This is a genomic window from Planktothrix agardhii, assembly GCF_904830935.1.
GTDB lineage: Bacteria > Cyanobacteriota > Cyanobacteriia > Cyanobacteriales > Microcoleaceae > Planktothrix > Planktothrix agardhii.
Window position 1 is genome coordinate 3,675,010 of sequence record NZ_LR882952.1, and the last position, 23,904, is coordinate 3,698,913.

Annotated in this window: 25 protein-coding genes; 14 read left to right on the forward strand and 11 right to left on the reverse strand. The window is 40.8% G+C overall.

Annotation, left to right across the window (positions count from 1 at the left end):
* Positions 1 to 23: 23 nt before the first annotated feature.
* The 4 genes from NMG88_RS17090 to NMG88_RS17105 form a co-directional block, all read right to left on the reverse strand.
* A complete protein-coding gene (locus NMG88_RS17090; protein WP_254035645.1) occupies positions 24 to 1,868 on the reverse strand; it encodes a serine/threonine-protein kinase in 1,845 nt (614 codons plus the stop codon).
* A 162-nt stretch (positions 1,869 to 2,030) separates the two neighbouring features.
* Positions 2,031 to 2,639: a Uma2 family endonuclease gene (locus NMG88_RS17095; protein ID WP_254035646.1), complete on the reverse strand. Its 609-nt coding sequence runs from the start codon at positions 2,637 to 2,639 to the stop codon at positions 2,031 to 2,033.
* A gap of 107 nt (positions 2,640 to 2,746) precedes the next feature.
* Positions 2,747 to 3,232 (reverse strand): molybdenum cofactor biosynthesis protein MoaE, encoded by a 486-nt coding sequence (locus tag NMG88_RS17100; RefSeq protein ID WP_042157380.1) that lies wholly within the window; start codon positions 3,230 to 3,232, stop codon positions 2,747 to 2,749.
* 183 nt (positions 3,233 to 3,415) lie between these two features.
* The gene (locus NMG88_RS17105; protein ID WP_254035647.1) at positions 3,416 to 4,414 is read right to left on the reverse strand and encodes a polysaccharide deacetylase family protein; all 999 of its coding nucleotides are present in this window, start codon (positions 4,412 to 4,414) and stop codon (positions 3,416 to 3,418) included.
* Positions 4,415 to 4,641: 227 nt separating this feature from the next.
* On the opposite strand from NMG88_RS17105, the gene sixA reads away from it, so the two are divergent.
* From sixA to nuoK, 6 genes are all read left to right on the forward strand, one after another.
* The gene (gene sixA / locus NMG88_RS17110; RefSeq protein ID WP_026796335.1) at positions 4,642 to 5,136 is read left to right on the forward strand and encodes a phosphohistidine phosphatase SixA; all 495 of its coding nucleotides are present in this window, start codon (positions 4,642 to 4,644) and stop codon (positions 5,134 to 5,136) included.
* A gap of 120 nt (positions 5,137 to 5,256) precedes the next feature.
* Complete coding sequence (locus NMG88_RS17115; protein ID WP_042153892.1) at positions 5,257 to 6,429, forward strand: citrate synthase; 1,173 nt, start codon at positions 5,257 to 5,259, stop codon at positions 6,427 to 6,429.
* A gap of 196 nt (positions 6,430 to 6,625) precedes the next feature.
* A complete protein-coding gene (gene nuoH / locus NMG88_RS17120; protein ID WP_254035648.1) occupies positions 6,626 to 7,744 on the forward strand; it encodes an NADH-quinone oxidoreductase subunit NuoH in 1,119 nt (372 codons plus the stop codon).
* A gap of 146 nt (positions 7,745 to 7,890) precedes the next feature.
* Positions 7,891 to 8,487, forward strand: coding sequence for an NAD(P)H-quinone oxidoreductase subunit I (ndhI, locus tag NMG88_RS17125; protein WP_026785466.1), 597 nt, complete (start codon positions 7,891 to 7,893; stop codon positions 8,485 to 8,487).
* Positions 8,488 to 8,601: 114 nt separating this feature from the next.
* Positions 8,602 to 9,222, forward strand: a complete 621-nt coding sequence (locus tag NMG88_RS17130; RefSeq protein WP_026785467.1) for an NADH-quinone oxidoreductase subunit J — start codon at positions 8,602 to 8,604, stop codon at positions 9,220 to 9,222.
* A gap of 130 nt (positions 9,223 to 9,352) precedes the next feature.
* Complete coding sequence (gene nuoK, locus NMG88_RS17135; RefSeq protein WP_026785468.1) at positions 9,353 to 9,664, forward strand: NADH-quinone oxidoreductase subunit NuoK; 312 nt, start codon at positions 9,353 to 9,355, stop codon at positions 9,662 to 9,664.
* A gap of 51 nt (positions 9,665 to 9,715) precedes the next feature.
* On the opposite strand, the gene NMG88_RS17140 is transcribed toward nuoK, so the two are convergent.
* The 5 genes from NMG88_RS17140 to ndhC all read right to left on the reverse strand — a co-directional run bounded on the left by NMG88_RS17140 (position 9,716) and on the right by ndhC (position 14,651).
* Positions 9,716 to 10,978 carry a M16 family metallopeptidase gene (locus NMG88_RS17140; protein ID WP_042153887.1) on the reverse strand — a complete coding sequence of 421 codons (1,263 nt, stop codon included), beginning with the start codon at positions 10,976 to 10,978 and terminating at the stop codon, positions 9,716 to 9,718.
* A 254-nt stretch (positions 10,979 to 11,232) separates the two neighbouring features.
* Positions 11,233 to 12,819, reverse strand: coding sequence for an SdrD B-like domain-containing protein (locus NMG88_RS17145; RefSeq protein WP_254035649.1), 1,587 nt, complete (start codon positions 12,817 to 12,819; stop codon positions 11,233 to 11,235).
* A 230-nt stretch (positions 12,820 to 13,049) separates the two neighbouring features.
* The gene (locus NMG88_RS17150) at positions 13,050 to 13,553 is read right to left on the reverse strand and encodes an NAD(P)H-quinone oxidoreductase subunit J (RefSeq protein ID WP_026785471.1); all 504 of its coding nucleotides are present in this window, start codon (positions 13,551 to 13,553) and stop codon (positions 13,050 to 13,052) included.
* Positions 13,546 to 14,268, reverse strand: a complete 723-nt coding sequence (locus NMG88_RS17155) for an NADH dehydrogenase subunit K (protein WP_199918569.1) — start codon at positions 14,266 to 14,268, stop codon at positions 13,546 to 13,548. The genes NMG88_RS17150 and NMG88_RS17155 overlap by 8 nt, the downstream gene beginning before the upstream one ends.
* 20 nt (positions 14,269 to 14,288) lie before the next feature.
* Positions 14,289 to 14,651 carry a photosynthetic/respiratory NAD(P)H-quinone oxidoreductase subunit C gene (gene ndhC, locus NMG88_RS17160; protein WP_026785473.1) on the reverse strand — a complete coding sequence of 121 codons (363 nt, stop codon included), beginning with the start codon at positions 14,649 to 14,651 and terminating at the stop codon, positions 14,289 to 14,291.
* 204 nt (positions 14,652 to 14,855) lie between these two features.
* Here ndhC and NMG88_RS17165 point away from each other — a divergent pair, with 204 nt between their 5' ends.
* The 7 genes from NMG88_RS17165 to NMG88_RS17195 all read left to right on the forward strand — a co-directional run bounded on the left by NMG88_RS17165 (position 14,856) and on the right by NMG88_RS17195 (position 18,857).
* Positions 14,856 to 15,185 carry a rubredoxin gene (locus NMG88_RS17165; RefSeq protein WP_026785474.1) on the forward strand — a complete coding sequence of 110 codons (330 nt, stop codon included), beginning with the start codon at positions 14,856 to 14,858 and terminating at the stop codon, positions 15,183 to 15,185.
* Between the two features lie 25 nt (positions 15,186 to 15,210).
* Positions 15,211 to 16,218, forward strand: a complete 1,008-nt coding sequence (locus tag NMG88_RS17170; protein WP_254035650.1) for a photosynthesis system II assembly factor Ycf48 — start codon at positions 15,211 to 15,213, stop codon at positions 16,216 to 16,218.
* Positions 16,219 to 16,317: 99 nt separating this feature from the next.
* Positions 16,318 to 16,566, forward strand: a complete 249-nt coding sequence (psbE, locus tag NMG88_RS17175) for a cytochrome b559 subunit alpha (protein ID WP_026785476.1) — start codon at positions 16,318 to 16,320, stop codon at positions 16,564 to 16,566.
* Between the two features lie 21 nt (positions 16,567 to 16,587).
* Positions 16,588 to 16,725, forward strand: a complete 138-nt coding sequence (psbF, locus tag NMG88_RS17180) for a cytochrome b559 subunit beta (RefSeq protein ID WP_026785477.1) — start codon at positions 16,588 to 16,590, stop codon at positions 16,723 to 16,725.
* Positions 16,726 to 16,735: 10 nt separating this feature from the next.
* The gene (gene psbL / locus NMG88_RS17185) at positions 16,736 to 16,855 is read left to right on the forward strand and encodes a photosystem II reaction center protein PsbL (protein WP_071782613.1); all 120 of its coding nucleotides are present in this window, start codon (positions 16,736 to 16,738) and stop codon (positions 16,853 to 16,855) included.
* Positions 16,856 to 17,015: 160 nt separating this feature from the next.
* On the forward strand, positions 17,016 to 17,135 hold the full coding sequence (locus tag NMG88_RS17190) for a photosystem II reaction center protein J (protein WP_072005193.1): 120 nt from the start codon (positions 17,016 to 17,018) through the stop codon (positions 17,133 to 17,135).
* A gap of 111 nt (positions 17,136 to 17,246) precedes the next feature.
* Complete coding sequence (locus tag NMG88_RS17195; protein WP_254035651.1) at positions 17,247 to 18,857, forward strand: B12-binding domain-containing radical SAM protein; 1,611 nt, start codon at positions 17,247 to 17,249, stop codon at positions 18,855 to 18,857.
* 72 nt (positions 18,858 to 18,929) lie between these two features.
* Here NMG88_RS17195 and NMG88_RS17200 read toward each other — a convergent pair whose 3' ends face one another.
* Complete coding sequence (locus NMG88_RS17200; protein ID WP_254035652.1) at positions 18,930 to 19,502, reverse strand: Uma2 family endonuclease; 573 nt, start codon at positions 19,500 to 19,502, stop codon at positions 18,930 to 18,932.
* 229 nt (positions 19,503 to 19,731) lie between these two features.
* Positions 19,732 to 22,764, reverse strand: a complete 3,033-nt coding sequence (locus NMG88_RS17205; RefSeq protein WP_254035653.1) for a hypothetical protein — start codon at positions 22,762 to 22,764, stop codon at positions 19,732 to 19,734.
* Between the two features lie 374 nt (positions 22,765 to 23,138).
* Here NMG88_RS17205 and NMG88_RS17210 point away from each other — a divergent pair, with 374 nt between their 5' ends.
* Complete coding sequence (locus NMG88_RS17210; protein WP_227381626.1) at positions 23,139 to 23,864, forward strand: winged helix-turn-helix domain-containing protein; 726 nt, start codon at positions 23,139 to 23,141, stop codon at positions 23,862 to 23,864.
* The last annotated feature ends 40 nt before the right edge of the window (positions 23,865 to 23,904 follow it).

A 23,904-nucleotide genomic window follows, 5' to 3' on the forward strand; every position in this document is an offset into this window, starting at 1 on the left:
CCTACGCTGTCGGGTTAGAAGCTTTATATGTTACAGTCTACAAGTCTCGACGCGAGAGAGGAGAACTGAAAAGTAGAGAATGGGAGGTGGCCAACTGGTGCTGTCTGATTGAATTTTAGATCTGTGTATTCTGACCAGCTACCTATTACACGCCAACCCACCTGATCACCAAACGCATCCCAAATTTTACTATCATAATTCCGGGTTCCTCCCAGACTTTGATAGATGCGCTTCTGTACCGAAAAGCCGAAGCGTCCATTGCTATATTTTACCCAGAGTTGGTCAATCGTGCGTAAATCCTCACAGGGAAATTTATCAATATCTTCAGTCCTTAAATATCCCTCCTCTGTTCTTCCTGCTACTTCTAACATTTTTTTAGCCGTTTCTTCGTCAGCTTCTTTCCACTTTCCGGCTTTCAAAAGTTGTTCTAATTGACGATAATTAACACCTTTAGCTGACTTTAATTCGATATCCGGTTGGGGTGTTGGTTTGGCTGTTGGTAGCGGTGTAAACTTACAATTATTGACGCGAGATAAGAACAAACTAGCCCAGCGCTGATAAGGAGTGAACATCGACATACGACCCACACGCGGAAAGTGACCAACTGTAGCTTGTAAGGAAAAGGTCAGATCATCGTAGTCCATCCAACTACCATTCTTTCTCCATCCGACGCGCTCGCCCAGCTTACATTCTGTCTCTCTGTCTACCTTACCCCCAACTTCTAGCCAAATTTTCTTCTGGACACTGAAGCCAAAACGACCATTACTGTATTTTACCCATAACTGATCAATGGTGCGTAAATCCTCACATGGGAAATTATCAATTGAGTCTTTATCTAACTCTCCTTCCTGTGTTCTTCCAGCTACTTCTAACATTTTTTTAGCTGTTTCTTGGTCAGCTTCTTTCCAACTTCCAGCTTTCAAAAGTTGTTCTAATTGATCATAATTAACTCCTCTAGCTGACTTTAATTCTATATCCGGTTGGGGTGTTGGTTTTGCGGTTAATTGTAATGCTTCTAATACTTCTTGAGCAGTTTGAAAACGTTTTTTTGTTCCCTGTTGTAAAAGTTTATCTAAGACTTGACCCAAAGTATTATTGACTTTAACCGTTAAATAATCTCGCCAAACCCAATCACTTTCACTGACATCAAATAAATCAAACGGTTCAATATTAGTTAATAAATGAATACAAGTTACCCCTAAACTATATAAATCACTCGCAAAAGTTGGTTTTCCCATTGCTTGTTCAGGTGCAGTATATTGGGCTGAACCAATAACTGTTCCTGTCACCGCTAACGCCGTTATAGTCGCTGCTTTGGCTGCTCCAAAATCCACTAAAAATAATTTATTATCGCTCTTGCTTCTAATAATATTTTCCGGTTTAATATCTCGATGAATTACCGATTTTTGGTGAATAAATGCTAAAATAGGTAATAAATCTCCTAAAAGATTAATAATTTTAGCTTCTGAAAATGCCCCAGCTTGAGCTAATTCTTGAGCTAAATTTTGTCCTTCAATATATTCTTGAACCAGATATTGACGATGATCTTGGATTAAATAGGCGAATAATTCAGGAATTTGTTGATGTTTGCCTAAATGTTCTAATTGTATCGCTTCTTGTTTAAAAAGTTCTCCCGCTTTTTCTTGATTATTCGTACCTTGAGCTTGGGGTAAAAATTGTTTAATTACACAATAGGGTTGAGAAGGTTTATGCTCATCAACCGCTAGAAACGTCCGACCAAAACCCCCTTGTCCTAATATTTCTAACGCCCGATATCGATCTGTTAATAGTAATTTAGAACCACACTTTTGACAAAAAGTTGTTTTAGAGTTGGTTTGTAAACAATCGGGGTTAAGGCATTTACTCATGTTTAAGCCTAGGGATAGATGACAATGCTAATTTAATTATAGCCGTAAATTGTTCTGCTTGTACCGATAAATTCAAGAAACCGGGTTTCTGCAATAACTTTTGTTAATAACAACAAAGATGAGTTGAGAAACCCGGTTTCTGACCCCCCCCACACCTCCAAATTACCTGCGAAGTTGTTGACGAAAAGTTTGAATAGAGGCTAATTGTTGAGGATATAAAATTAATTGTTGTAAAAGTTCTAAATCTAGTTCTGGAAGTAACAAACTCTGATCAATTTTCTGATAATGTTGGTTCTGTAAACCATAAATTGAAAGTTGGTTATTTTGCCAAAACCAAACTTCAGGAACATTTAACCGTTGATAAATTTCTAGTTTATTGACTCCGCCACTGGTTAAAATTACCTCGATAACTAAATCAGGAATTTCTTTTTCTGTTATAATACAATAACTCTCATCGGGCTCACCTCCTCCCCGTTGTTCTTGAAGACGTAGGGTAGTAGAACCTAATGGAAAATATTCTATATTCCTTTCTTCAAAATAAACTTCTAATAAGGTGGCAATTCTTTTTTTAATCCCTTCATGACGACGACTCGGAGACACAATTTCTAATACTCCATTCCAGTAGGTTAGTCGCAATGATCCTTGATTACCAAGTTTATCAATTAAAGTCTCATAATATTGCCAACTCACCCCATTTATAAGCAAGTAAATGTCTTGTTCATGTAAGTCTTGATGTTCCTGTTCTAATTCTTGAATTAACTCAGTTAACATTCTTTGTTCCTCTTGAACTTTTCCTGTCTGTTCCGTGTTCCCTCCCCCCCTAGCCCCCCGTGCACGGGGGGTTTGGGGGGCTGTTCCGGTGTTCCCTGCTATCGAAATTAACAATTAGTTTCACAAGCGCCAATACTGACCCAACTACTTGAACCATCTTTCCAATGTTCTTTTTTCCAAATTGGTGCGGTATGCTTTAATGTATCAATCGCATATTGACAGGCTTCAAAGGCTTCTCGACGGTGAGGACAACCCACCGCAATTAAAACACTAATTTCACCAATTCTTAACCGTCCAATGCGATGATGAATCACTACACGGGTCACATCTGACCAAGAAGCGCGAATATCTGTGGCAATCTGTTCAAAGACTTTTATCGCCATCGGTTGATAGGCTTGATATTCTAAAGATTCCACGGGTTGACCATTGGTTTGATTTCTCACCATTCCACTCATAACCACAATAGCGCCATTTCTTTGATCATCGGCTAAAGTATAAATTTCCTCTAATAAAAGAGGCGCAATTGTAATTAAAAAACTATCCTGAAACTGAGGTTGATTTTCCGTTAATTTCGGTTCCAAACTATTAGAAATAATCACAACCTTAAACTCCTAAATTAACTAATTAACCTGTAGGGGCGGGTTTATTGAGATCTTTGTTAATCACCTAAATCTCGATGAACCTGCCCCTACGAACCTAACAATATTCTAAGGTTAGTGACAACCGATAATTGATCATAACTTTCCGGTGTCACTAATCCTTGATTAATGATAGACTTAAGGTTGACTGCTATCAGTAGATTGAGATGGTTCAACGGGTTTTTGATCCGCGAGTTTTAATAATTCAGGAACTGTGACAAAAGTATAACCCTGCTCTTTGAGTTTTTTGATCACAATTGGTAATGCTTTTATCGTAGCTGAACGATTTCCTCCCCCATCGTGCATTAAAATAATGCCACCGGATTTAGCCTGTTTTAAAACATTATCAATAATTTTGTCCGATGAAGCTTTCCAGTCCTGAGAATCCACTGACCATAAGATATTCACATGATTCTGCTTAAACGCATAATCCAGTAACCCATTATCCAAAACTCCCCCTGGCGGTCGAAATAAGGGACTTTCAACCCCGGTTACTTCTTCAATTAATTTATTGTTGCTTTCAATTTCCTCTGCGGCTCCTGCTGCACTATATTTGTGATAGCGATGACTCCAGGTATGGTTAGCAATAACATGACCTTCGTTAACTACTTCCTTGCCAATATCTTTCTGATTTTTGAGAGCATAACCCACCCAAAAGAAAGTAGCTTTAATATTATTATCTTTGAGAATATCTAAAACTTGTCGGGTACTCTTAGGCCAGGGGCCATCATCAAAGGTAAACGCAATTACTTTTTGTTCCCCAGGAAGACTCACTTCTTTAACGGTTTTCCCTTGGAATTGTTCAGGAATGGTATAGGTAAAGCGTTGAGTTTCTAGTTGTATTAAGGTATTTTTCAGGTTCTCTACTCCCTGGGCGATCGCATCTTTCGGATTTAAGTCCGATCTGGATATCACCGCAGGAGTTGTCCGCACCGTAGCAGTATCTTCAGCTTTTTGGGCTCCTTGAGAAATCTCCCTTTGGGGTTGTGAAGAAATCGCAGCAATACTCTGTTTACTGGCTCGTTCAACACGCAGATTAAATGGTAATATCACACCGATCACAAAACTTGTAGTCGCCGCTACAAGAGCAAAGAGGGCGATTTTTTGTTGTCGCAGGATAGAACTATACTGAGCCACGAGATTACTCCTTCACACCGAAATGAATTGTAGAACTGAGAGGGATTAAGCTGTACCTAAAAATATCCACCGATCTAACTTTGAGATCAGCATTTATAGACGCATAGTTTCAATAAAAAGTCAAGAAAAAGACTACAAATTTAACTTAACTAATTTTCAGAGGTTTCAAGATAAAACCTTTAAAATCTTAGTATATAAAGCTATCAACAAAAATATTTGTTTATTTTATGACTAATTTATATTTGATTCGTCATGGCATTGCCGCAGAACGGGGAACATATCAAAATGATGATCAACGCCCTTTAACCCAAGAAGGCGATCGCAAAACCCGCCAAGTGGCTAATCGCTTGAAACAACTTAACTTACAATTTGATCAAATTCTCACCAGTCCCCTGATTCGCGCCCGCCAAACCGCAGACATTCTCAAAGCCGTAGGATTATCTTCTAACCTAGAGGAATTTGCCCCCTTAGCTCCCGATGGCAAAATTGAGGATTGGATCTCTTGGTACAAAACTTGGCAGTTAACAGGGGGTAAAAGTTTAGCCTTAGTGGGACATCAACCCGATTTAGGATATTGGGCAGAATTATTAATTTGGGGACAGCCGAAAGCCTCCCTAATAGTCAAAAAAGCCGGAATTATGGGAATTAACCTGCCCGTCACTAACCCCATCGGGAATAGTCAACTGTTCTGGTTAACTCCCCCCAAATTTTTGTTAAGTTAAAGAGCCAAGGGTGATTCATCAGTGTCAGAAAGAGATAACAAAATCCTGTCAAAACGAAAACACTATCAATTGCTCTGGTAATGTAGCTTGATAAATATCCACACACATACATAAACTTCTATGACTGCCATTAGTGAATTCAAGCCCGGTCTTGAGGGTGTTCCGGCTACCTTGTCCAGTGTTAGCTACGTTGATGGACAAAAAGGCATTTTAGAGTACCGAGGAATTGGGATTGAACAACTGGCGAACCAGAGTACCTTTCTGGAAACCTCCTATTTACTGATCTGGGGAAAACTCCCCACCAAAGATGAATTAGCAGACTTTGAACATGAAATTCGCTATCATCGACGGATTAAATATCGAATTCGGGACATGATGAAATGCTTTCCCGAATCTGGACATCCCATGGACGCCTTACAAACTTCGGCGGCAGCTTTAGGACTATTCTATTCTCGTCGGGCTTTAGATAATCCCGAATATATTCGAGAAGCCGTTGTCCGGTTACTGGCTAAAATTCCCACCATGGTTGCAGCTTTCCAATTGATGCGAAAGGGTAACGATCCCGTACAGCCCCGGGATGATTTGGATTATTCCGCCAACTTTCTCTATATGTTAAATGAGCGGGAACCCGATCCGATCGCCGCCCGGGTCTTTGATGTTTGTCTCACCCTTCATGCGGAACATACTATTAACGCTTCTACATTCTCCGCCATGGTAACCGCTTCTACCCTCACCGATCCCTATGCGGTAGTAGCTTCGGCGGTCGGAACCTTAGCTGGGCCATTACATGGGGGGGCGAATGAGGAAGTTTTGACGATGTTAGAGGAAATTGGTTCTGTGGAAAATGTTGGCTCCTACGTGGATAATTTGATTGCGACCAAATCTAAAATCATGGGATTTGGACATCGGGTTTATAAAGTTAAAGATCCCCGGGCTACGATTTTGCAACAACTAGGAGAACAGCTATTTGAAAGGTTTGGCCATGATGAATATTATGAAATTGCTTTGGAATTAGAACGAGTTGTGGCTGATCGTTTAGGGGAAAAAGGCATTTATCCTAACGTTGATTTCTATTCCGGTTTGGTTTACCGCAAGTTAAATATTCCCTCAGATCTATTTACCCCGATTTTTGCGATCGCCCGGGTTTCAGGTTGGTTAGCCCACTGGAAAGAACAAATTACCAAAAACCGCATCTTCCGTCCGACTCAAATTTATACTGGTTCCCATAATGAAACCTATGTTCCCATTCATGAACGCAACTGCGCGATTAACCTACAAGGAGAAACTCTGTAAACCAGTTTGATCGCCGTATTCAGAGGGAATGTTCAGGCTATCAGGCTAAAGTTTTGAGGGCATTCAAACGCTATACTGGTTTACGGCAAAAAATTAGTGATCAGTTCTACAATGATGACTGATTACTGATGACTGATGACTGATTACTGATTACTGATGACTGATGACTGATTACTGATTACTGATTACTGATTCCATGAACCCAGGAATTGATTTACAAGCAAGTTTTGTAGAAGGCCTCACAGGTCTGGGCCTATCCTTAGAGATAGCCAAATTGTTTTGGCTAACTCTGCCCATGGGATTAATGATTGTATCTGCAACTGTTGGTGTTTTAGGAACGGTATGGCTAGAACGGAAAATTTCCGCCGCCGCCCAACAGCGCATTGGCCCTGAGTACATGGGGCCAATGGGAATCTTAGCCCCTTTAGCCGATGGTCTGAAATTACTGTTTAAGGAAGATACGATTCCCTTTAATGCAGACCCCTGGTTATTTACCTTGGGGCCGGTTATTGTCTCCATTCCCGTGTTTTTGTCCTATTTAATTGTCCCCTTTGGACAAAACATGGTGATTACGGATCTAAGTACCGCTATTTTTCTCTGGATTGCCCTTTCAAGTATTCAACCGATTGGGTTATTAATGTCCGGTTATGCCTCTAATAATAAATATTCTTTATTAGGAGGGTTACGGGCCGTCGCCCAATCCATTAGCTATGAAATTCCCCTGGCCTTAGCAGTTCTAGCCGTGGTCATGATTTCCAATAGTATGAGTACCTTGGATATCGTGAATCAGCAATCTGGCTATGGGATTCTAGGTTGGAATATCTGGCGTCAACCCGTGGGGTTCATGATTTTCTGGATTGCAGCCTTGGCCGAGTGTGAACGCTTGCCCTTTGACTTACCTGAAGCTGAGGAAGAACTGGTTGCCGGTTATCAGACTGAATATTCGGGGATGAAGTTTGCTCTGTATTATTTGGCCTCCTATGTCAACTTGGTATTGTCCGCTCTAATCGTGGCGGTCTTATACCTGGGGGGTTGGGATTTCCCGATTCCGGTTGATATGGTGGCTCCGCTCTTAGGAGTCAGTGAAACTACACCCTGGTTACAAGTCATTTTGGCGATGTTGGGCATCACCATGACCGTTTTAAAGGCTTATCTGTTAGTGTTTACAGCGGTTTTACTGCGCTGGACATTACCTCGGGTTCGGATTGACCAATTATTAAATCTAGGCTGGAAATTCCTATTACCCGTTGGCTTAGTCAATCTACTATTAACGGCCGCACTCAAGTTGGCTTTTCCCGTTGCTTTTGGCGGATAAAGCCAAATCAGTAATCAGTTATCAGTGTAAGATTTTAATTTGAAAGCTACTGATTACCAACTGAGTCTGAAATGCTGATTGCAGATCACTTAAATCTTTACTGATAACTAATTACTGTTTACTGATAACTGTTAGAGGGAGACATCATGCTCAAGTTTCTGAACCAAGTTACCGATTACGCGAAGGAAACCTTTCAATCTGCAAAGTATATCGGCCAGGGGCTTGGGGTTACGTTTGATCATATGCGTCGTCGCCCCATTACCGTTCAGTACCCCTATGAAAAATTAATTCCTTCTGAACGGTTTCGGGGGCGGATTCATTTTGAATTTGATAAATGTATTTCCTGCGAGGTTTGTGTTCGCGTTTGTCCGATCAATTTACCCGTTGTGGATTGGGACTATAACAAGGAAACCAAGAAAAAGCAGCTTAAACACTACAGTATTGATTTTGGGGTCTGTATTTTCTGTGGAAACTGTGTGGAATACTGCCCTACCAATTGCCTCTCGATGACGGAGGAATATGAATTAGCGGCCTATGACCGTCATGAATTGAACTATGACAGCGTAGCCCTAGGACGTTTACCCTATAAGGTGACCAATGATCCAATGGTCACACCGTTGCGAGAGTTCGCTTATTTACCCGCCGGGGAAATTGACCCCCATGATTTACCGGAAACGGCAGTTCGACCCGGGTTACGCCCAGAATCCATTATTGAACAAAAGTCAAAAGGCAATCAGGAGTAACGCTGGTACAGACGCGCCGTGGCACGTCTGGCCCACTGATTAAACTGATGACTGATAACTGATGACTGATAACTGATTAAACTGATTAAACTGATTACTGATAAGGATAGAATTGTGAATTTAGCGGAAGGGGTTCAAATTGTTGCTTTTGGCTTATTAGCCGTGATGATGATTGGGACAGCTTTAGGTGTGGTGCTGCTCAAAAATATCGTCTATTCTGCGTTTTTACTCGGGGGTTCATTTATTAGTATTGCTGGATTGTATATTCTCCTGAATGCTGATTTTGTCGCCGCCGCCCAGGTTTTAATTTATGTGGGTTCGGTGAATGTTCTGATCCTATTCGGGATTATGTTGGTTAACAAGAGAGAAACCTTTAAAGAACTGCCTCTAAACTGGCTGCGGAAGGGTGCAACCGCCATTGTCTGTGTGGGATTATTTGCCCTCTTAGGAACCATGGTCTTATCGACTTCTTGGTTAATTACTCCGATTGTTGAACCCGTGGGCGGTTCAGTTACATTAATTGGGCAACACTTTTTTAGTGATTTCCTGTTACCTTTTGAGTTAGCCTCGGTGTTTTTATTAATGGCAATGGTAGGGGCGATTATTCTTGCCCGTCGAGATTATATTTCTGATATTTTACCCACCCAAAAAAGTGAACCTCCGGTTTTAACGTTACAGGAACGTCCCCGGGAGTTGATTTCTGTAGCCAGCGATCGCCCTCAAAAGGGGGAGTAGGGAAGTAGGGGAGCAAGGGAAGCAAACTCTTTCTATTACCTATTACCTATTACCTATTAGCTATTACCTGTTCCCTGTTCCCTATTCCTTAATTTTGAACTACAATAAAATTGGAGAACAATAGAGATTTATGCAATTACAACTGGAGTATTTTTTGTTAATAGCAGCGGCTCTTTTTTGTATTGGAATCTATGGATTAATTACCAGTCGTAATGCCGTTCGAGTTTTGATGTCGATTGAATTATTATTGAATGCGGTCAACTTGAACCTCATGGCATTTTCTAACTTCTTAGATTCCGCCAATATTAGGGGTCAAGTCTTCACTGTTTTTGTGATTACCGTAGCTGCGGCGGAAGCGGCTGTAGGTTTAGCCATTGTTCTGGCTATTTATCGCAACCGGGATACCATAGATATGGAAGAATTTAATTTATTAAAGTGGTAAACCCAATCAGGATTTAAGGATCAACAAAATTAATATTTTAATCTTTAAATCCTAGGGTTGAACTACCATCACGGCATAATTTTCTAAATTCAGCAGTTCCTTCAAAACAGCTTGCAATTCTAAAGGGTCAAAAGATTGTATTTGAGCCGGATAAGTTACCGATATCTCGGGTTCTGCGACGGTAAAATAATATCCATATAGCCCCGCTAATTGTCCTGGGGTTTCCGTTGAAAACGCATAGTCATTACAGAGAAACCTTTGACTTCTCCTTAATTCTGGTTCTGAAATTGGCTGGTTCATTAACTGATTAATTTCTTCACAAATCAGTGCTTCTACTTTCTCTAAATGTCCAGGTTCTAATAAAGCACTAATCGTAAACAAACTAGACTCTTGTTGTAGGGAAAAGTCACTACAAATATCATGGACAAGCTGAAGTTTCTCCCGCAGTTTTTGGACTAATCGAGAGGTTCTTCCCGAAGCAACCACCGAAGAAAGCAAATCGAGTCCATAGGCTTGTCTTAATTGTTCCACTCCTGGGCCTGTCCAAGCTAAGGTTAAACGGGCTTCTTCAACATAAGGTAAACGCAGTTCCCGACGATGAATTCCCCGAATTTGAGGTTGCACCACTTCATAAAGATGGGTGTAAGTAGTTGGGGGTAAAAAGTTACTAAAAGCCTGACTAATCATATCCAGAGCTTGTTGTTCTTCTACATCTCCAATCATCACCACAGCCATATTTTCCGGTTGGTAGCGACATCGATGAAACCGTCGCATTTCATGGGGCGCTCGCTCCATTAATTTCGCTTTTGTTCCCAAAACCGAACGACTGTAGGGGTGACGTTCATATACAGTTTCCATTAATATCTGGAAACTCAGCCAATCGGGATCATCTTGAGCCTGACGAATTTCTTCTAAAACCACATCCCGTTCTCGATTAAACTCACCATCGGGAATACTTGCATGGAGCAATAACTCTCCCAAGGCGTTTAAGGTTTCCTCTAAATATTGAACGGCGGTTGTAATATAAAAATGAGCATAGTCGTGACTGGTAGCAGCATTGGCGACACCCCCGCAACTTTCAATCACATGATCAAACATCCCCGGCCCAATCCAATCTGTGCCTTTAAAAATCATGTGTTCCAGAAAGTGCGCCATCCCTGACCACATATCCGGCTCATAAATAGCACCAGCCCTAACCCAAACATCAACAACCACAACCGGAGTGGCGGTCATTTGCTGATGAATCACCGTTAAACCATTGTTCAGCTTAAAAGTGCGGGCGGGAAATTTTGAAGTTGTCAAAACTTGAGACAAATTATTTTAAGTTAAACTCCACTTAATTTAGCCTACTTCAAATTAATCAGCAGTAGTAGAGAAAATCTGAGTACCTTGATACAAATTGGCGTGTGCCCCACGCTAATTAATCCTTTTTGCAGAATGTTTAAAGCTGCGTTTCTATTTTTGCGGTCAAAAAATATCACCCTAGAGAAAAAGCTAATTCTAAGAATTAGTGCTTCCCTAGGATGAAGATTAATTAAACTGATCGATGTATCAATCAATCACTAAATTTAAACGACTGGGAATCCAGTATTAGGAAAGAAGGCGTTTTGGGCAACAACTTGGACTCCAGGAACAGGAACCAAAGTTTTTTCATTGATAGCAGGGGTCGGTTTAACACTAGACACACCGATAGCCAGTTGGGCTGCTTGACCCGAGCCTAAGATGACATTAGGAATTGCAGTGGTCGGGAAATTCCCTGTTGTCCGTACAATGTAGTCGCCCGGGGTGGTCAGGTTAAAGAAGCCAAAGGAACCAGACGCATCGGTAACAGAAGCCGGCTCAACCAAAGAAGTATCATTATCCCGTTTGGCGTTGTTGTTGAAGTCAAGATAGACTTGGACTCCGGCTTTGTTGGGTTCACCCGGTTGCACAATCCCATCCGAGTTTAAATCATTGAAAACAAATCCAGTAATGCTATCACGCAGCACCGCTGTCGGTGTCTGAGCAAAAGTATACAGGAAGTTGGCCTGAGCCGAACCGCCTGGAATCACAGGAGCATCAATGGTGGCTCCGGGCGACGGTGACGTTCTAACGTAGGCGGTGGTTGGGGGAAGTGAAGTCACCGGGAAGGTCTTGGCGACGGACAGAGGATCATTTAAAAGTTGGTAGGCGAGATAGGGGTTTTGAGCCAAGGTGGCGTTAGATTCCTGACCAACGTTGGTATTTAAGCCTTTGATAATATAAGCCCCATCAATACCACTGACCGTAGACTTTTCGCCCAAGTCAAAGACATTATTTCCGTTAGAGTCAAGAAAGACAGTAATGCCGTTAATTCCGGGTTCGTTGGCTTCTGGGACGCCATTACCATTTAGGTCATTAATGACTTTACCGTAAACACTATTGGGAACCACAACTCCCAAATCCGCTTTGTTGATAGTTGAGCCAGCAAAGACATCAACAACTAAGGGAGTATTGGTTGTTTGTAAATCACCCAGAATCGAGAGAGCTCCATCTACCTTATCAGCAGTTTGAGCAATTCTCAACAGGTAGGAGCCAGCAGGTAAAGCATTAAAGTTATAGAACCCAGCTTCATTGCTCAAGGTTCTGGGTTCGTTAGCATTCAGGAAACCATCGTTATTGAGGTCAATGTAGACTGGAACCCTGGGTAACGTGGCATCCACTAAGGGATCGTATACCTGAGTCTGAGGGGAAAACCCATTGGGATTGGCAATAACGTTGCCCTTATCGTCATAGGCGTAGTTGTAGAGACCCAGTAGATTGTTATCTACAAAGACAGCCCCATTAATGTTGCCAGTCAAAGACGGAACAATAGGAGGGATAACAACTGCCGCCGTATTTACAATATTAAATGTAGCTACCTCAGCAGGGGCTCCCGTCAGGGGAACAGCCGATAATGGAGTTGTCCGGGTCAAACCAGGGGAAACCGTTGATGCAACTAGGTAACTTCCCGCAGCGAGATTAGGAAACGAATAAAGACCGTTAACGTCAGTGGCAGCAATCTTTTCAGCAGTGTCGGGTAAACCATTGCCGTTGCTATCTAAAAAGACTGTGACACCCGGAAGTGCCGCGTCTCCAGCATCAAAGATGCCGTTGCGATTAATATCATTAAATGTTTTACCGTTGAGTGTACTCACGATTTGACTCCTCCACCAGAGTGAATTGCGAAACGCATCGAAAACTTAGACTGATTCCGTTTGACTTAGGGCAGAACTCCTTGCTCAACCTTCAACTACAACCCTTAATCGGAATCACTAGGGTGTATCCAGTCCAAGCAAGATATGAATTCTACATTATCGTAGGCAACTATATCAGACTTCCTAGAGATCTGGCAATTTTGATCGCCAGATTGAATTACGGGTTGCCATTAATAGGCATCTTGCAACTCATGGAAATCAGGAGAGATATAATCTTTTCTTAAAGGCCAACCCACCCAATCTTCAGGCATTAAAATCCGTTTCAGATTAGGATGACCTTCGTAGACGATACCATACATATCGTAGGATTCTCGCTCCTGAAAATCGGCTGCTTTCCATATCCAGTAGACTGAAGGGACTCTAGGGTCACCCCGTGGGACAAAGACCTTGACGCAGATTTCCTGCGGTTGTTCCACATCATCATCAATCTTAACTAAATGATAAACGCTGACGAGGGCATCTCCAGGGCCAGCATCATAAGCACATTGACAACGTAAGCAGTTAAAACCATAAGCATACAGGGCAGTGGCAAGGGGAATCAAGTAGTCTCGATCAACTTTAATCATTTCTACCCCCATGGCATTAGGGCCCAGGGATTCTTGCTCAAAACCATTTTCACTCAACCACTGGGAGACTTTCCCGACTTCGACTAAGGGGGCTTCAGAATTATCCACGTTTTTCCTCCTGGGCAGGTTCAGCCATTAAAGCGGGGGGAACTGCCCCACCCATGGCTTCGGTTAATTCCTTGGGGGGAACCTGACGGGATTGTGTCATCAAATATTGACCTGTTAAAATCGGTTCCACCGGTTTCAGATTGTGGGGGCGGGTGTAATAACGGTGGGTTTGTTGGAGATTGGCCCGCTCCTGTAGGGAATCATTGGCTACTTTTTTCCGCAGTTTGATCACCGCATCAATAATCGCTTCAGGACGGGGGGGACACCCGGGAATATAAACATCCACAGGAATTAATTTATCCACGCCCCGCACCGCCGAGGGAGAGTCCATACTAAACATCCCCCCGGTCACTGTACAAGCTCCCATAGCAATCACATACTTGGGTTCGGGCATTTGGTCGTACAGACGCACCAAAATCGGGGCGTATTTCATGGTAATAGTTCCGGCGGTAATCAGTAAATCCGCCTGTCGAGGGCTAGACCGGGGAACCAGACCAAAACGGTCAAAGTCAAACCGAGAACCAATTAAACCTGCAAATTCAATAAAACAACAGGCTGTCCCGTACAACAGTGGCCATAGGCTAGAGAGCTTTGCCCAGTTGTAAAGATCATCTACCGTGGTCAGGATCAAGTTTTCCGAGAGTTCCTGAGTCACTTGGGGTCGCTCAACCGGATTAATAATTTTTTCCATGTCGGGTGAAACGTTTTGAGTCATGGTTGTATCACTATCACTGTCTATGACCATTCCAAAGCACCTTTACGCCAGGCGTAAACCAGTGCAATGACAAGAATGGAAATAAAAATTAAGGCTTCAATAAAAGCCAAGAGTCCCAAATTGTGGAAGACAACGGCCCAAGGGTAGAGAAACACGGTTTCAACGTCAAAAATGACAAACACCAAGGCGAACATATAGTATCGGATGTTGAATTGAATCCATGCTCCTCCAATGGGTTCGTTTCCTGACTCGTAGGTGGTATGACGGACACCACGACGGCTTTTAGGCCCTAAAACCTTGGAAGCTGTCAAAGCCAGGATGGGAACTAGGCTGCATAAGATTAGGAAGCCTAAAAAGTATTCGTAGCCACTAAGAACAAACACAATAAATTACTGACCGTTCTGGGTTTGTAACTGATTTTTTACATTTTGACATACTCCCACCCTTAATCTTCGATCTCACGGGGATTCTTAAATTTAAACTTAGACAGGGCTTCCCAACTCAGAAAGTTTCCGTGATTTGCTCAAATTTTGTAATATTATTTAATAGTTATTTTAATAATCCCAAACTCATCCGGTGTTGAAGTTATGAGTGATCCGGCCACTGAAGTTACAGTCCTTGATCGCCATGAGTGTAGGGCTTGTGGCTATGTCTATGAGCCGACGAAAGGGAGTTCTAAGGTTTCTGCGGGAACAGCCTTTACCGATCTGCCCAAAAAATGGCGTTGTCCGGTTTGTGGTGCGCCTTCAAGCCAGTTTATCAATATTGGTTCTCAGGAAAACCCATCGGGGTTTGAGGAAAATAAAGGCTTTGGTTTGGGGGTCAATACCTTGACTGCTGAACAGAAGAATCTTCTAATTTTTGGGGCCTTGGCCCTAGGATTTTTGTTTTTTATGAGTTTGTATGGCTTAAGTTGAGGGAGTTCAAATTTCTTTGAATCTGATGCACATTGTTAAATTTCTGAAAAAAATTGTTATAGTATTGACAGTTGCTCTTATCTGTGTTAGCTGTCGCTACTTACCCCAACTCAGTTACAATCCCTGGGAAGTGGTTTCTACGGGAACCCAAGCCGATTTAGCTGATATTGCCTTTACCGGAACTAATCCCCAACGGGGTTGGGTTGTGGGGAGTGACGCTACGCTACTGGAAACAACTGATGGCGGTGACCATTGGGATGTGAAACAACTGGATTTAGGTGAGGAAAAGGTTCGCTTCAACTCCATCAGCTTTAACGGTGCTGAGGGGTGGATTGTAGGACTTCCCTCGATTCTGCTGCACACGACCAATGAAGGTCAAACTTGGGATCGGATTCTTCTGAATGCTAAGTTACCTGGATCTCCCTATAGTATTGAAGCTCTGAGTCCGAATAGTGCTGAAATGACTACGGATTTGGGTGCAATTTACCAAACCGAAGACGGCGGGAAAAGTTGGACAGCCCTGGTTGAAGATGCGGTGGGTTTTGTCAGAAATTTATCTCGCTCTGAGGAGGGTCGCTATATTAGCGTTTCGGCGAAGGGCAATTTTTACTCGACTTGGGAACCCGGATCTCAAGCCTGGGAACCCCATAATCGTTTTAGTTCTAAGCGACTAGAGAAAATTGGTTTTGGTCAGAATGGCCGCCTCTGGATGATTGCTCGTGGGGGTGAATTGCGATTTACTGACCCGGAAAATGCTACTGAGTGGAGTGAACCCATTAACCCTGAATATTCAACCAGTTGGGGATTTTTGGATTTGGCCTATCGCACTCCTGAAGAAATTTGGGTTAGTGGTGGCAGTGGAAACCTCCTCTGTAGTTTGGACGGGGGTAAAACTTGGCAAAAAGACGTGGAAGTGGAAAACGTCCCTTCTAACCTTTACAAAATCAAGTTCCTGGACTCGGAACGGGGTTATGTCCTGGGTCAACGGGGTGCTTTACTCCGTTATCAGGGTTCTACCCCACAAACGGCTTAAACCGATTCTGAGGAAATCTATGGAGTAGGCTTGTTCCACATTCCCTGCTCCCGTATCATTAGATTTGAGTATTTAACTTTTCCTTGAGGAGATTTAACGATGTCAGGTACAACTGGAGAGCGTCCTTTTGGGGATATTATTACCAGTATCCGGTATTGGGTAATTCACAGTATTACTATTCCGGCTTTATTTGTTGCGGGTTGGCTATTTATCAGCACGGGTCTGGCTTACGATACCTTTGGCACTCCTCGCCCCGATGAGTATTTTACTCAACAACGGCAGGAACTTCCGATTGTAAGCGATCGCCTGAATAGCAAAAAACAAATTAGCGACTTTTCAAGTAAATAGTTGACATAGGAGTTTAATAAAATGGCAACGGGTGGCAGTTCCAATGAACCCATAAGTTATCCGATTTTTAGTGTTCGTTGGTTAGCAATTCATACTTTAGCAGTACCTACGGTTTTTTTCTTAGGTGCGATCGCGGCTATGCAATTTATTCAACGATAGGAGACTAACTATGGATCGCAGTAATAATCCTAATCGCCAACCTGTGGAGTTGAACAGAACTTCACTCTATTTAGGTTTGCTGTTGGTTTTTGTTGTGGGTATTTTGTTCTCCAGTTATTTCTTTAACTAACTGGATTTTTTCTCGATTTAACAATTTTGGATTCACTTCGTGACGCTTCGCGAACGTTGATTGAAGAAACATATTTTTTTCTAAAATATTTATCCTAAATCTCATATCCAAAATCTAAAATCCCTTGTCAATTAAACTTTGAATTAACGAGGTAATAACTGTGTTGCAATCAGGTAGACTTCCTTTGTGGTTAGTCGCCACTGTTGCCGGAACTGGCGTTTTAGTGGTAGTTGGTTTGTTTTTCTATGGTTCTTATGTTGGTGTAGGTTCTTCCTTCTAAGAACGATGTCTAATCAGTTATCAGTTAACAGTTAATAGCCAACAACTCAACTGTTGAATATTAAACTGTTAACTGTTAACTCTTAAACTGTTAACTGTTAACTGATGACTGATGACTGATTCTGTCTTTGATGCTGAACGTTTACTTTTTACTCCGACACCCTCTAATTTAGATGCTATTCCAATTATTTTTGCCTTTCCAAATGAATATACCGTTGGGATTACCAGTTTAGGATATCAACTGGTTTGGGCAACTTTAGCGGTGCGTTCAGATGTAGAAGTCAGTCGTCTATTTACCGATTTACACGAACCTTTACCCCAACATCCTGAACTGGTGGGTTTTTCCTTTTCTTGGGAACTTGATTATGTCAATATTTTTGAGCGTTTAGAATTCTTAAATATTCCTTTACGTTCAATTCAAAGAACCGAAAAATACCCCTTAATTTTTGGAGGTGGCCCGGTATTAACTGCTAATCCAGAACCATTTGCCGATTTTTTTGATATTATTTTACTCGGTGATGGGGAAAATTTATTAGGCAATTTTATCGACGCTTATCAACAGGTGCGTCATGAATCTCGCCTAACTCAATTACGACATTTAGCACAAATCCCTGGAATTTATATTCCCAGTTTATATCAAGTATCTTATCACAGTTTAGACGGTGAAATTCAAGAGATTAAACCCCTAGATTCTAGTATTCCTTCCCAAGTTCAAAAACAAACCTATCGGGGCAATATTCTATCCGCTTCAACGGTCGTAACAGAAAAAGCAGCTTGGGAGAATATTTATATGGTAGAAGTGGTTCGTAGTTGTCCTGAAATGTGCCGTTTTTGTTTAGCAAGTTATTTGACTTTACCCTTTAGAACTGCTAGTTTAGAAGCCTCATTAATTCCAGCAATTGAAAAGGGACTACAAGTAACAAGACGCTTAGGTTTATTAGGGGCGTCGGTAACACAACATCCAGAATTTGATCAATTATTAGACTGTTTAACCCAACCGAAATATGATGATGTGCGGTTAAGTATTGCTTCAGTTAGAACTAATACCGTTACCGAAAAACTGGCAAAAACCTTAGCAAAAAGAGAGACTCGCACCTTGACAATTGCCGTTGAAAGTGGTAGCGATCGCCTGCGAAAAATTATTAATAAAAAATTAGAAAACGAGGAAATTCTGCAAGCAATTATTAACGCTAAAAATGGCGGTTTACAGGGTATGAAAATCTATGGGATGGTGGGGATACCAGGGGAAGAATTAGAGGATGTACAAGCCACCGTAGACCTAATGAAAGCCTTAAAAAAATCTGCCCCAGGCTTTAGATTAACCTTGGGTTGTAGTACCTTTGTTCCCAAATCCCATACTCCTTTTCAATGGTTTGGGGTGAATCCCGATGCCGAAAAACGCCTAAAATTATTAGAAAAACAGTTAAAATCAAATGGGATAGATTTTAGACCAGAAAGTTATAAATGGTCAGTAATTCAAGCGCTACTTTCTAGGGGCGATCGCCGTCTTTCCGATCTATTAGAATTAGTTAGAAACTATGGAGAATCCCTAGGAAGTTATCGGCGAGCCTTCAAAGAATTACGGGGAAAATTACCTACTATGGAATATTATGTTAACCAAAATTGGGATTTAGATCAAGTATTACCTTGGGAACATCTTCAAGGGCCCTTACCCGTCGCCACCCTAAAAAAACACCTCGCAGATTCTCTATCTGGTTCATAAGCAAAGCCCAGGAACTTTATGACCCCCTATCTATTTCTTAGCGTCTTTGTGCCTTTGTGATTTCTTCCTCACTTAAAAAGTTAACCAACGGAATAATTCATTAACGGATAATTGGTAATCTTTTAATATATCTAAAACGGGTAAAATTTGTTCTCCTTCAAATACTTCCGGTTGTTGTTTAGGTTTAAATACTAATACTAATCTTTCCTGGGGTTCAATTAACCAACCTAATTGTGTTTGATGTTTTAAACAGAATAAAATATTATTAATTACACGGGTTGTATTTTGTTCCGGGGATAATATTTCAATTGTCCAATCTGGGGCAATATTAACATCATTAGCGATTTCCCCTTGTTCATCTAGGGGAATATTTTTCCATTCTAATACAACAATATCAGGAACAATAGAACGCCCGCCAAAACTACAGCGTAACTCAGGGAAACTGTAAGCGATTTTAGCAGGTACGCCAATTTGATTAATGGTGTCATTTAGACGACCTTGAATGAGGCTATGTTTTCCTTTTGGCATGGGTTTTTGATAAACAACTCCGTTAATATATTCTTGGGCGGGTTTGGTTTCGGGTTGGGTTAAAAATTCCTCTAGGGAGAGAGATTGAATTTGGGGTTTATCTTCAATTTGAATCATAATTTCATTATTGAATCTAGTTATTTATATTGGGGGTAAATTAATTATACAAAAAAATGAACAAGATGCCAATGAGGAATATAGATACCAGCGATCTTGTCTATTGATTTAAAAAAAATATAAATGGGAAGGTTTAAGTAGGTAGGGGGGAAAATCCAAAAGTATGTAATGAAAATTTTATTGATCTTTACATCCTTTTGTTTCTTCCTACCTACCTACTGATGGGTAATTAGCCACCACCCATGTTATTCATTTTGTCAAAGGCTGTGGCAAGAGTATTAACATCTAATGCACCATAAAGCCCACCACCAATAGTGAAAACATCTTTAACAGCATTGATCACTTCCTGAGAGCTAATAATGCCATCTGCTGGGCCAATTCGAGACCCATCAATATCGAAGATTCCATCTACTTTGGTGCTAAGAAATGTTCTATCATTTGGTGATAACAAATCTTCATCAATGATGTAGTTAATATTAGAGCCTTTGACATAGTTATTTAACTCATCACTGGTAGCATTCAATAAAGCTGCTGTAGCTGAACGACCCAAGGCACTAATATTTCCATAGGTTTTGACTGCACCAGCGCCCGTACTGCCTTCTGCACTTAAAGCCCCTATGAGACTGTCCGTAAACCATTTAACACCAGAATTATCAGTGGGATATTTGAATAGACCACCATCTGTTGTACCTACACCAAAGGTTGTACTAAATTTGTCAGTAGTGTTGTAAACAAATTTTCCCTGATTTTCTCCCTCAATATACTTAGGCCAATACTGAAAATGTTGTGATTGTTTCCAGAAACCCGGGGTTTTACCCAAACCATAGGGCTTGAAGTTAGCGAAATTCAAACCCGTTTGGTCTTTACCCTGTAGGAGATAACCATCATTACCAACGGTTTGGGTATAGCCAGAAGGTAGAATTTCATAAACTTTTTTGCCTAAGGCATCTTGACCAAGGTTACTGAAAGACCATGTACCATTAGTAGCTGTAGTGGTTTTGACATCATCTCCATCATCATAAGAACCATTATTATTCTTGTCGATGAAGATTTCTACCCCGCCAAGTCCTGTATCATCTGTGGTGATACCATCACCTTTTTTATCTCGGTATTTCGTACCGGATATATTGAATAGTTTGAAATTAGCGAAATTTAAACCCGTTTGGTTTTGACCACCTACAGTCGGTAAAGTATAACCATCATTACCAACGGTTTGGGTATAGCCATCAGGTAGAATTTCATAAACTTTTTTGCCTAAGGCATCTTGACCAAGGTTATTGAAAGACCATGTACCATCAGTAGCAGTGGTCGTTTTAAGTTCTCCCTCATCATAAGAACCACTCTTGTTCTTGTCGATGAAGATTTCTACCCCGCCAAGTCCTGTATCATCTGTGGTGATACCATCACCTTTTTTATCTCGGTATTTCGTACCGGATATATTGAATAGTTTGAAATTAGCGAAATTTAAACCCGTTTGGTTTTGACCACCTACAGTCGGTAAAGTATAACCATCATTACCAACGGTTTGGGTATAGCCATCAGGTAGAATTTCATAAACTTTTTTGCCTAAGGCATCTTGACCAAGGTTATTGAAAGACCATGTACCATCAGTAGCAGTGGTCGTTTCAAGTTCTCCTTCATCATAAGAACCATTTTCATTCTTATCGATAAAGATGTTTATGCCGGCAAGTCCTGTATCATCTGAACTAATCTTGTCACCTGTTTGGTCTAAGTATTTCGTACCGGATATATTGAATAGTTTGAAATTAGCGAAATTTAAACCCGTTTGGTTTTGACCACCTACAGTCGGTAAAGTATAACCATCATTACCAACGGTTTGGGTATAGCCATCAGGTAGAATTTCATAAACTTTTTTGCCTAAGGCATCTTGACCAAGGTTATTGAAAGACCATGTACCATCAGTAGCAGTGGTCGTTTTAAGTTCTCCCTCATCATAAGAACCACTCTTGTTCTTGTCGATGAAGATTTCTACCCCGCCAAGTCCTGTATCATCTGTGGTGATACCATCACCTTTTTTATCTCGGTATTTCGTACCGGATATATTGAATAGTTTGAAATTAGCGAAATTTAAACCCGTTTGGTTTTGACCACCTACAGTCGGTAAAGTATAACCATCATTACCAACGGTTTGGGTATAGCCATCAGGTAGAATTTCATAAACTTTTCTGCCTAAGGCATCTTGACCAAGGTTATTGAAAGACCATGTACCATCAGTAGCGGTGGTCGTTTTAAGTTCTCCCTCATCATAAGAACCATTTTCATTCTTATCGATAAAGATGTTTATGCCGGCAAGTCCTGTATCATCTGAACTAATCTTGTCACCTGTTTGGTCTAAGTATTTCGTACCGGATATATTGAATAGTTTGAAATTAGCGAAATTTAAACCCGTTTGGTTTTGACCACCTACAGTCGGTAAAGTATAACCATCATTACCAACGGTTTGGGTATAGCCATCAGGTAGAATTTCATAAACTTTTTTGCCTAAGGCATCTTGACCAAGGTTATTGAAAGACCATGTACCATCAGTAGCAGTGGTCGTTTTAAGTTCTCCCTCATCATAAGAACCACTCTTGTTCTTGTCGATGAAGATTTCTACCCCGCCAAGTCCTGGATCACCTGTGATAATACCGTCACCTGTTTGGTCTAAGTATTTTGTACCGGATATATTGAAGGTTTTTGGGACTTCACCTTCAAGTTTGCTACTTCCACCACGTTCACCCTCTTCTATAGTACCATTACCATTGCTATCCGCACCTACACTTTGTAATCGTATCCCGATCTTACTAAAATCACTTACATCTAAACCGGGTGCTAAAAGATTAAAGGTTACTGATTGATAATCATCTTCCTGTCCTTTACCGCCTTTTCCAATTTGGACACCAAGTTGATAGGTTCGCTGATCTCCCCCTCCATTCAGGTTAACGTCATTATCAAGAGCTTCTATCCCATCGATAGTTGAACCTGAATCATCCAAATAGAGTTTTTTGAAGTCTGGACTTGTTGTTGCAACACCTGTTATTGCGTTAGGACTTGAAGATAGAGTGTTAGGGTCAATACTAAAGTTCTGATTAACAGTCAACCCATTATTAAAATTAGCAAAAAAACCTACGATGTCAGCAATATAGCCTGAAACAACGTCTAGTTTAACTTCAACTTGATTTGAACCATTATCAGTCAAAGTTACATTAACTTTAGCAGGAGCACCGGTAAATGGATTGAGTAAAAAGCTATTAGTAGCCATAGTTCTTATCCTTTGTTTATTATTTATCGCTTCCGTATTTTTACGGAACCCTTTGATCATTAAGATTACGAAGCAACTGTGTAAACTTTGTGTAAATACGGAGTTTTAAGCAGAATTTAATAATTTTTTTATAATTTGCTGGAAGAAAAATCAGATTTTGTGGGTTATAAGCGTGCAGATGTATAAGAAAGCACAGGAATTTCGCAATCAAGTTAATATATCGGATTAAGTACAGATATTGCTTTAGAATTGGGTACATAAGTATTACAAAACGAAGGAATGGCAATCTGATCCTAAAAAGTTTTTAGGCAGACCTAAACCTCCCAATTTTTATCAAAATCTTTTTTTAATTTATTTTTTTCGAGGATAAGAATATGTTATTCCCTGGTCAAATCTGCGTAGATACGGATTCATGTAGAGTCACTTATCAGGATGAAACTGTTGACTTATACCCCAAACAATACCAATTATTATTATTGTTTTTAAAACACCCCAACTATATCTTAAGCTATGATTTCATAATCAATCGGCTTTGGGATATGGATCATATTCCTACCTATAGTAGTATAAGAACCCATATCAAAAGTATCAGGAAAGCATTTAAAAAAGTCAAATATTCTGAAGAAATCATAGAAAATGTTTATGGGATGGGCTATAGATTAAATCCGGTTATTAACAATAAAATTCGAGAACATAATTCCCCCATACCATCGGTTTCTGGCTTCCAAAATCTCCTAAGTTTTAAAGGAATAGAGTATTTAGTGATCGATGATCAATTGATCATTCAATATTTATCACCTAATTTGATTTATTATTGCGATTATCCCCAACATCTTCAAGTGGGAGTTTATGCCGGAAATCCCTTTCCACAATTAATCGGTCTGGAAGAAGTCTTTGATAAAATTAGAAAAAAAGAGGATAAAACCTTTACAATTAAGAGAATTGCCAGAAATTGTTATCCTACAAGACCCGAATGTATTAACTTATATGTCATCGTTGATAAAGTTGAAGATATAGGGGATTTAGGAAAACAACTGGTCTTGGTATTCTTTGAAGATGCCTCTGAACAGATGATTTATAGCAATTGCCAGGGTGGTTAGGAAAATATTATAGGCTATCATTCCCGCTTTCGCACCGACT

Bases quoted from the DNA above. Each gene is read 5' to 3' on its own strand.
- NMG88_RS17090 (WP_254035645.1), bottom strand. From the start codon at position 1,868: ATGAGTAAATGCCTTAACCCCGATTGTTTACAAACCAACTCTAAAACA.
- NMG88_RS17095 (WP_254035646.1), bottom strand. From the start codon at position 2,639: ATGTTAACTGAGTTAATTCAAGAATTAGAACAGGAACATCAAGACTTA.
- sixA (WP_026796335.1), top strand. From the start codon at position 4,642: ATGACTAATTTATATTTGATTCGTCATGGCATTGCCGCAGAACGGGGA.
- NMG88_RS17115 (WP_042153892.1), top strand. From the start codon at position 5,257: ATGACTGCCATTAGTGAATTCAAGCCCGGTCTTGAGGGTGTTCCGGCT.
- nuoH (WP_254035648.1), top strand. From the start codon at position 6,626: ATGAACCCAGGAATTGATTTACAAGCAAGTTTTGTAGAAGGCCTCACA.
- ndhI (WP_026785466.1), top strand. From the start codon at position 7,891: ATGCTCAAGTTTCTGAACCAAGTTACCGATTACGCGAAGGAAACCTTT.
- nuoK (WP_026785468.1), top strand. From the start codon at position 9,353: ATGCAATTACAACTGGAGTATTTTTTGTTAATAGCAGCGGCTCTTTTT.
- NMG88_RS17155 (WP_199918569.1), bottom strand. From the start codon at position 14,268: ATGACTCAAAACGTTTCACCCGACATGGAAAAAATTATTAATCCGGTT.
- NMG88_RS17165 (WP_026785474.1), top strand. From the start codon at position 14,856: ATGAGTGATCCGGCCACTGAAGTTACAGTCCTTGATCGCCATGAGTGT.
- NMG88_RS17170 (WP_254035650.1), top strand. From the start codon at position 15,211: ATGCACATTGTTAAATTTCTGAAAAAAATTGTTATAGTATTGACAGTT.
- psbE (WP_026785476.1), top strand. From the start codon at position 16,318: ATGTCAGGTACAACTGGAGAGCGTCCTTTTGGGGATATTATTACCAGT.
- psbF (WP_026785477.1), top strand. From the start codon at position 16,588: ATGGCAACGGGTGGCAGTTCCAATGAACCCATAAGTTATCCGATTTTT.
- psbL (WP_071782613.1), top strand. From the start codon at position 16,736: ATGGATCGCAGTAATAATCCTAATCGCCAACCTGTGGAGTTGAACAGA.
- NMG88_RS17195 (WP_254035651.1), top strand. From the start codon at position 17,247: ATGACTGATTCTGTCTTTGATGCTGAACGTTTACTTTTTACTCCGACA.
- NMG88_RS17200 (WP_254035652.1), bottom strand. From the start codon at position 19,502: ATGATTCAAATTGAAGATAAACCCCAAATTCAATCTCTCTCCCTAGAG.
- NMG88_RS17205 (WP_254035653.1), bottom strand. From the start codon at position 22,764: ATGGCTACTAATAGCTTTTTACTCAATCCATTTACCGGTGCTCCTGCT.
- NMG88_RS17210 (WP_227381626.1), top strand. From the start codon at position 23,139: ATGTTATTCCCTGGTCAAATCTGCGTAGATACGGATTCATGTAGAGTC.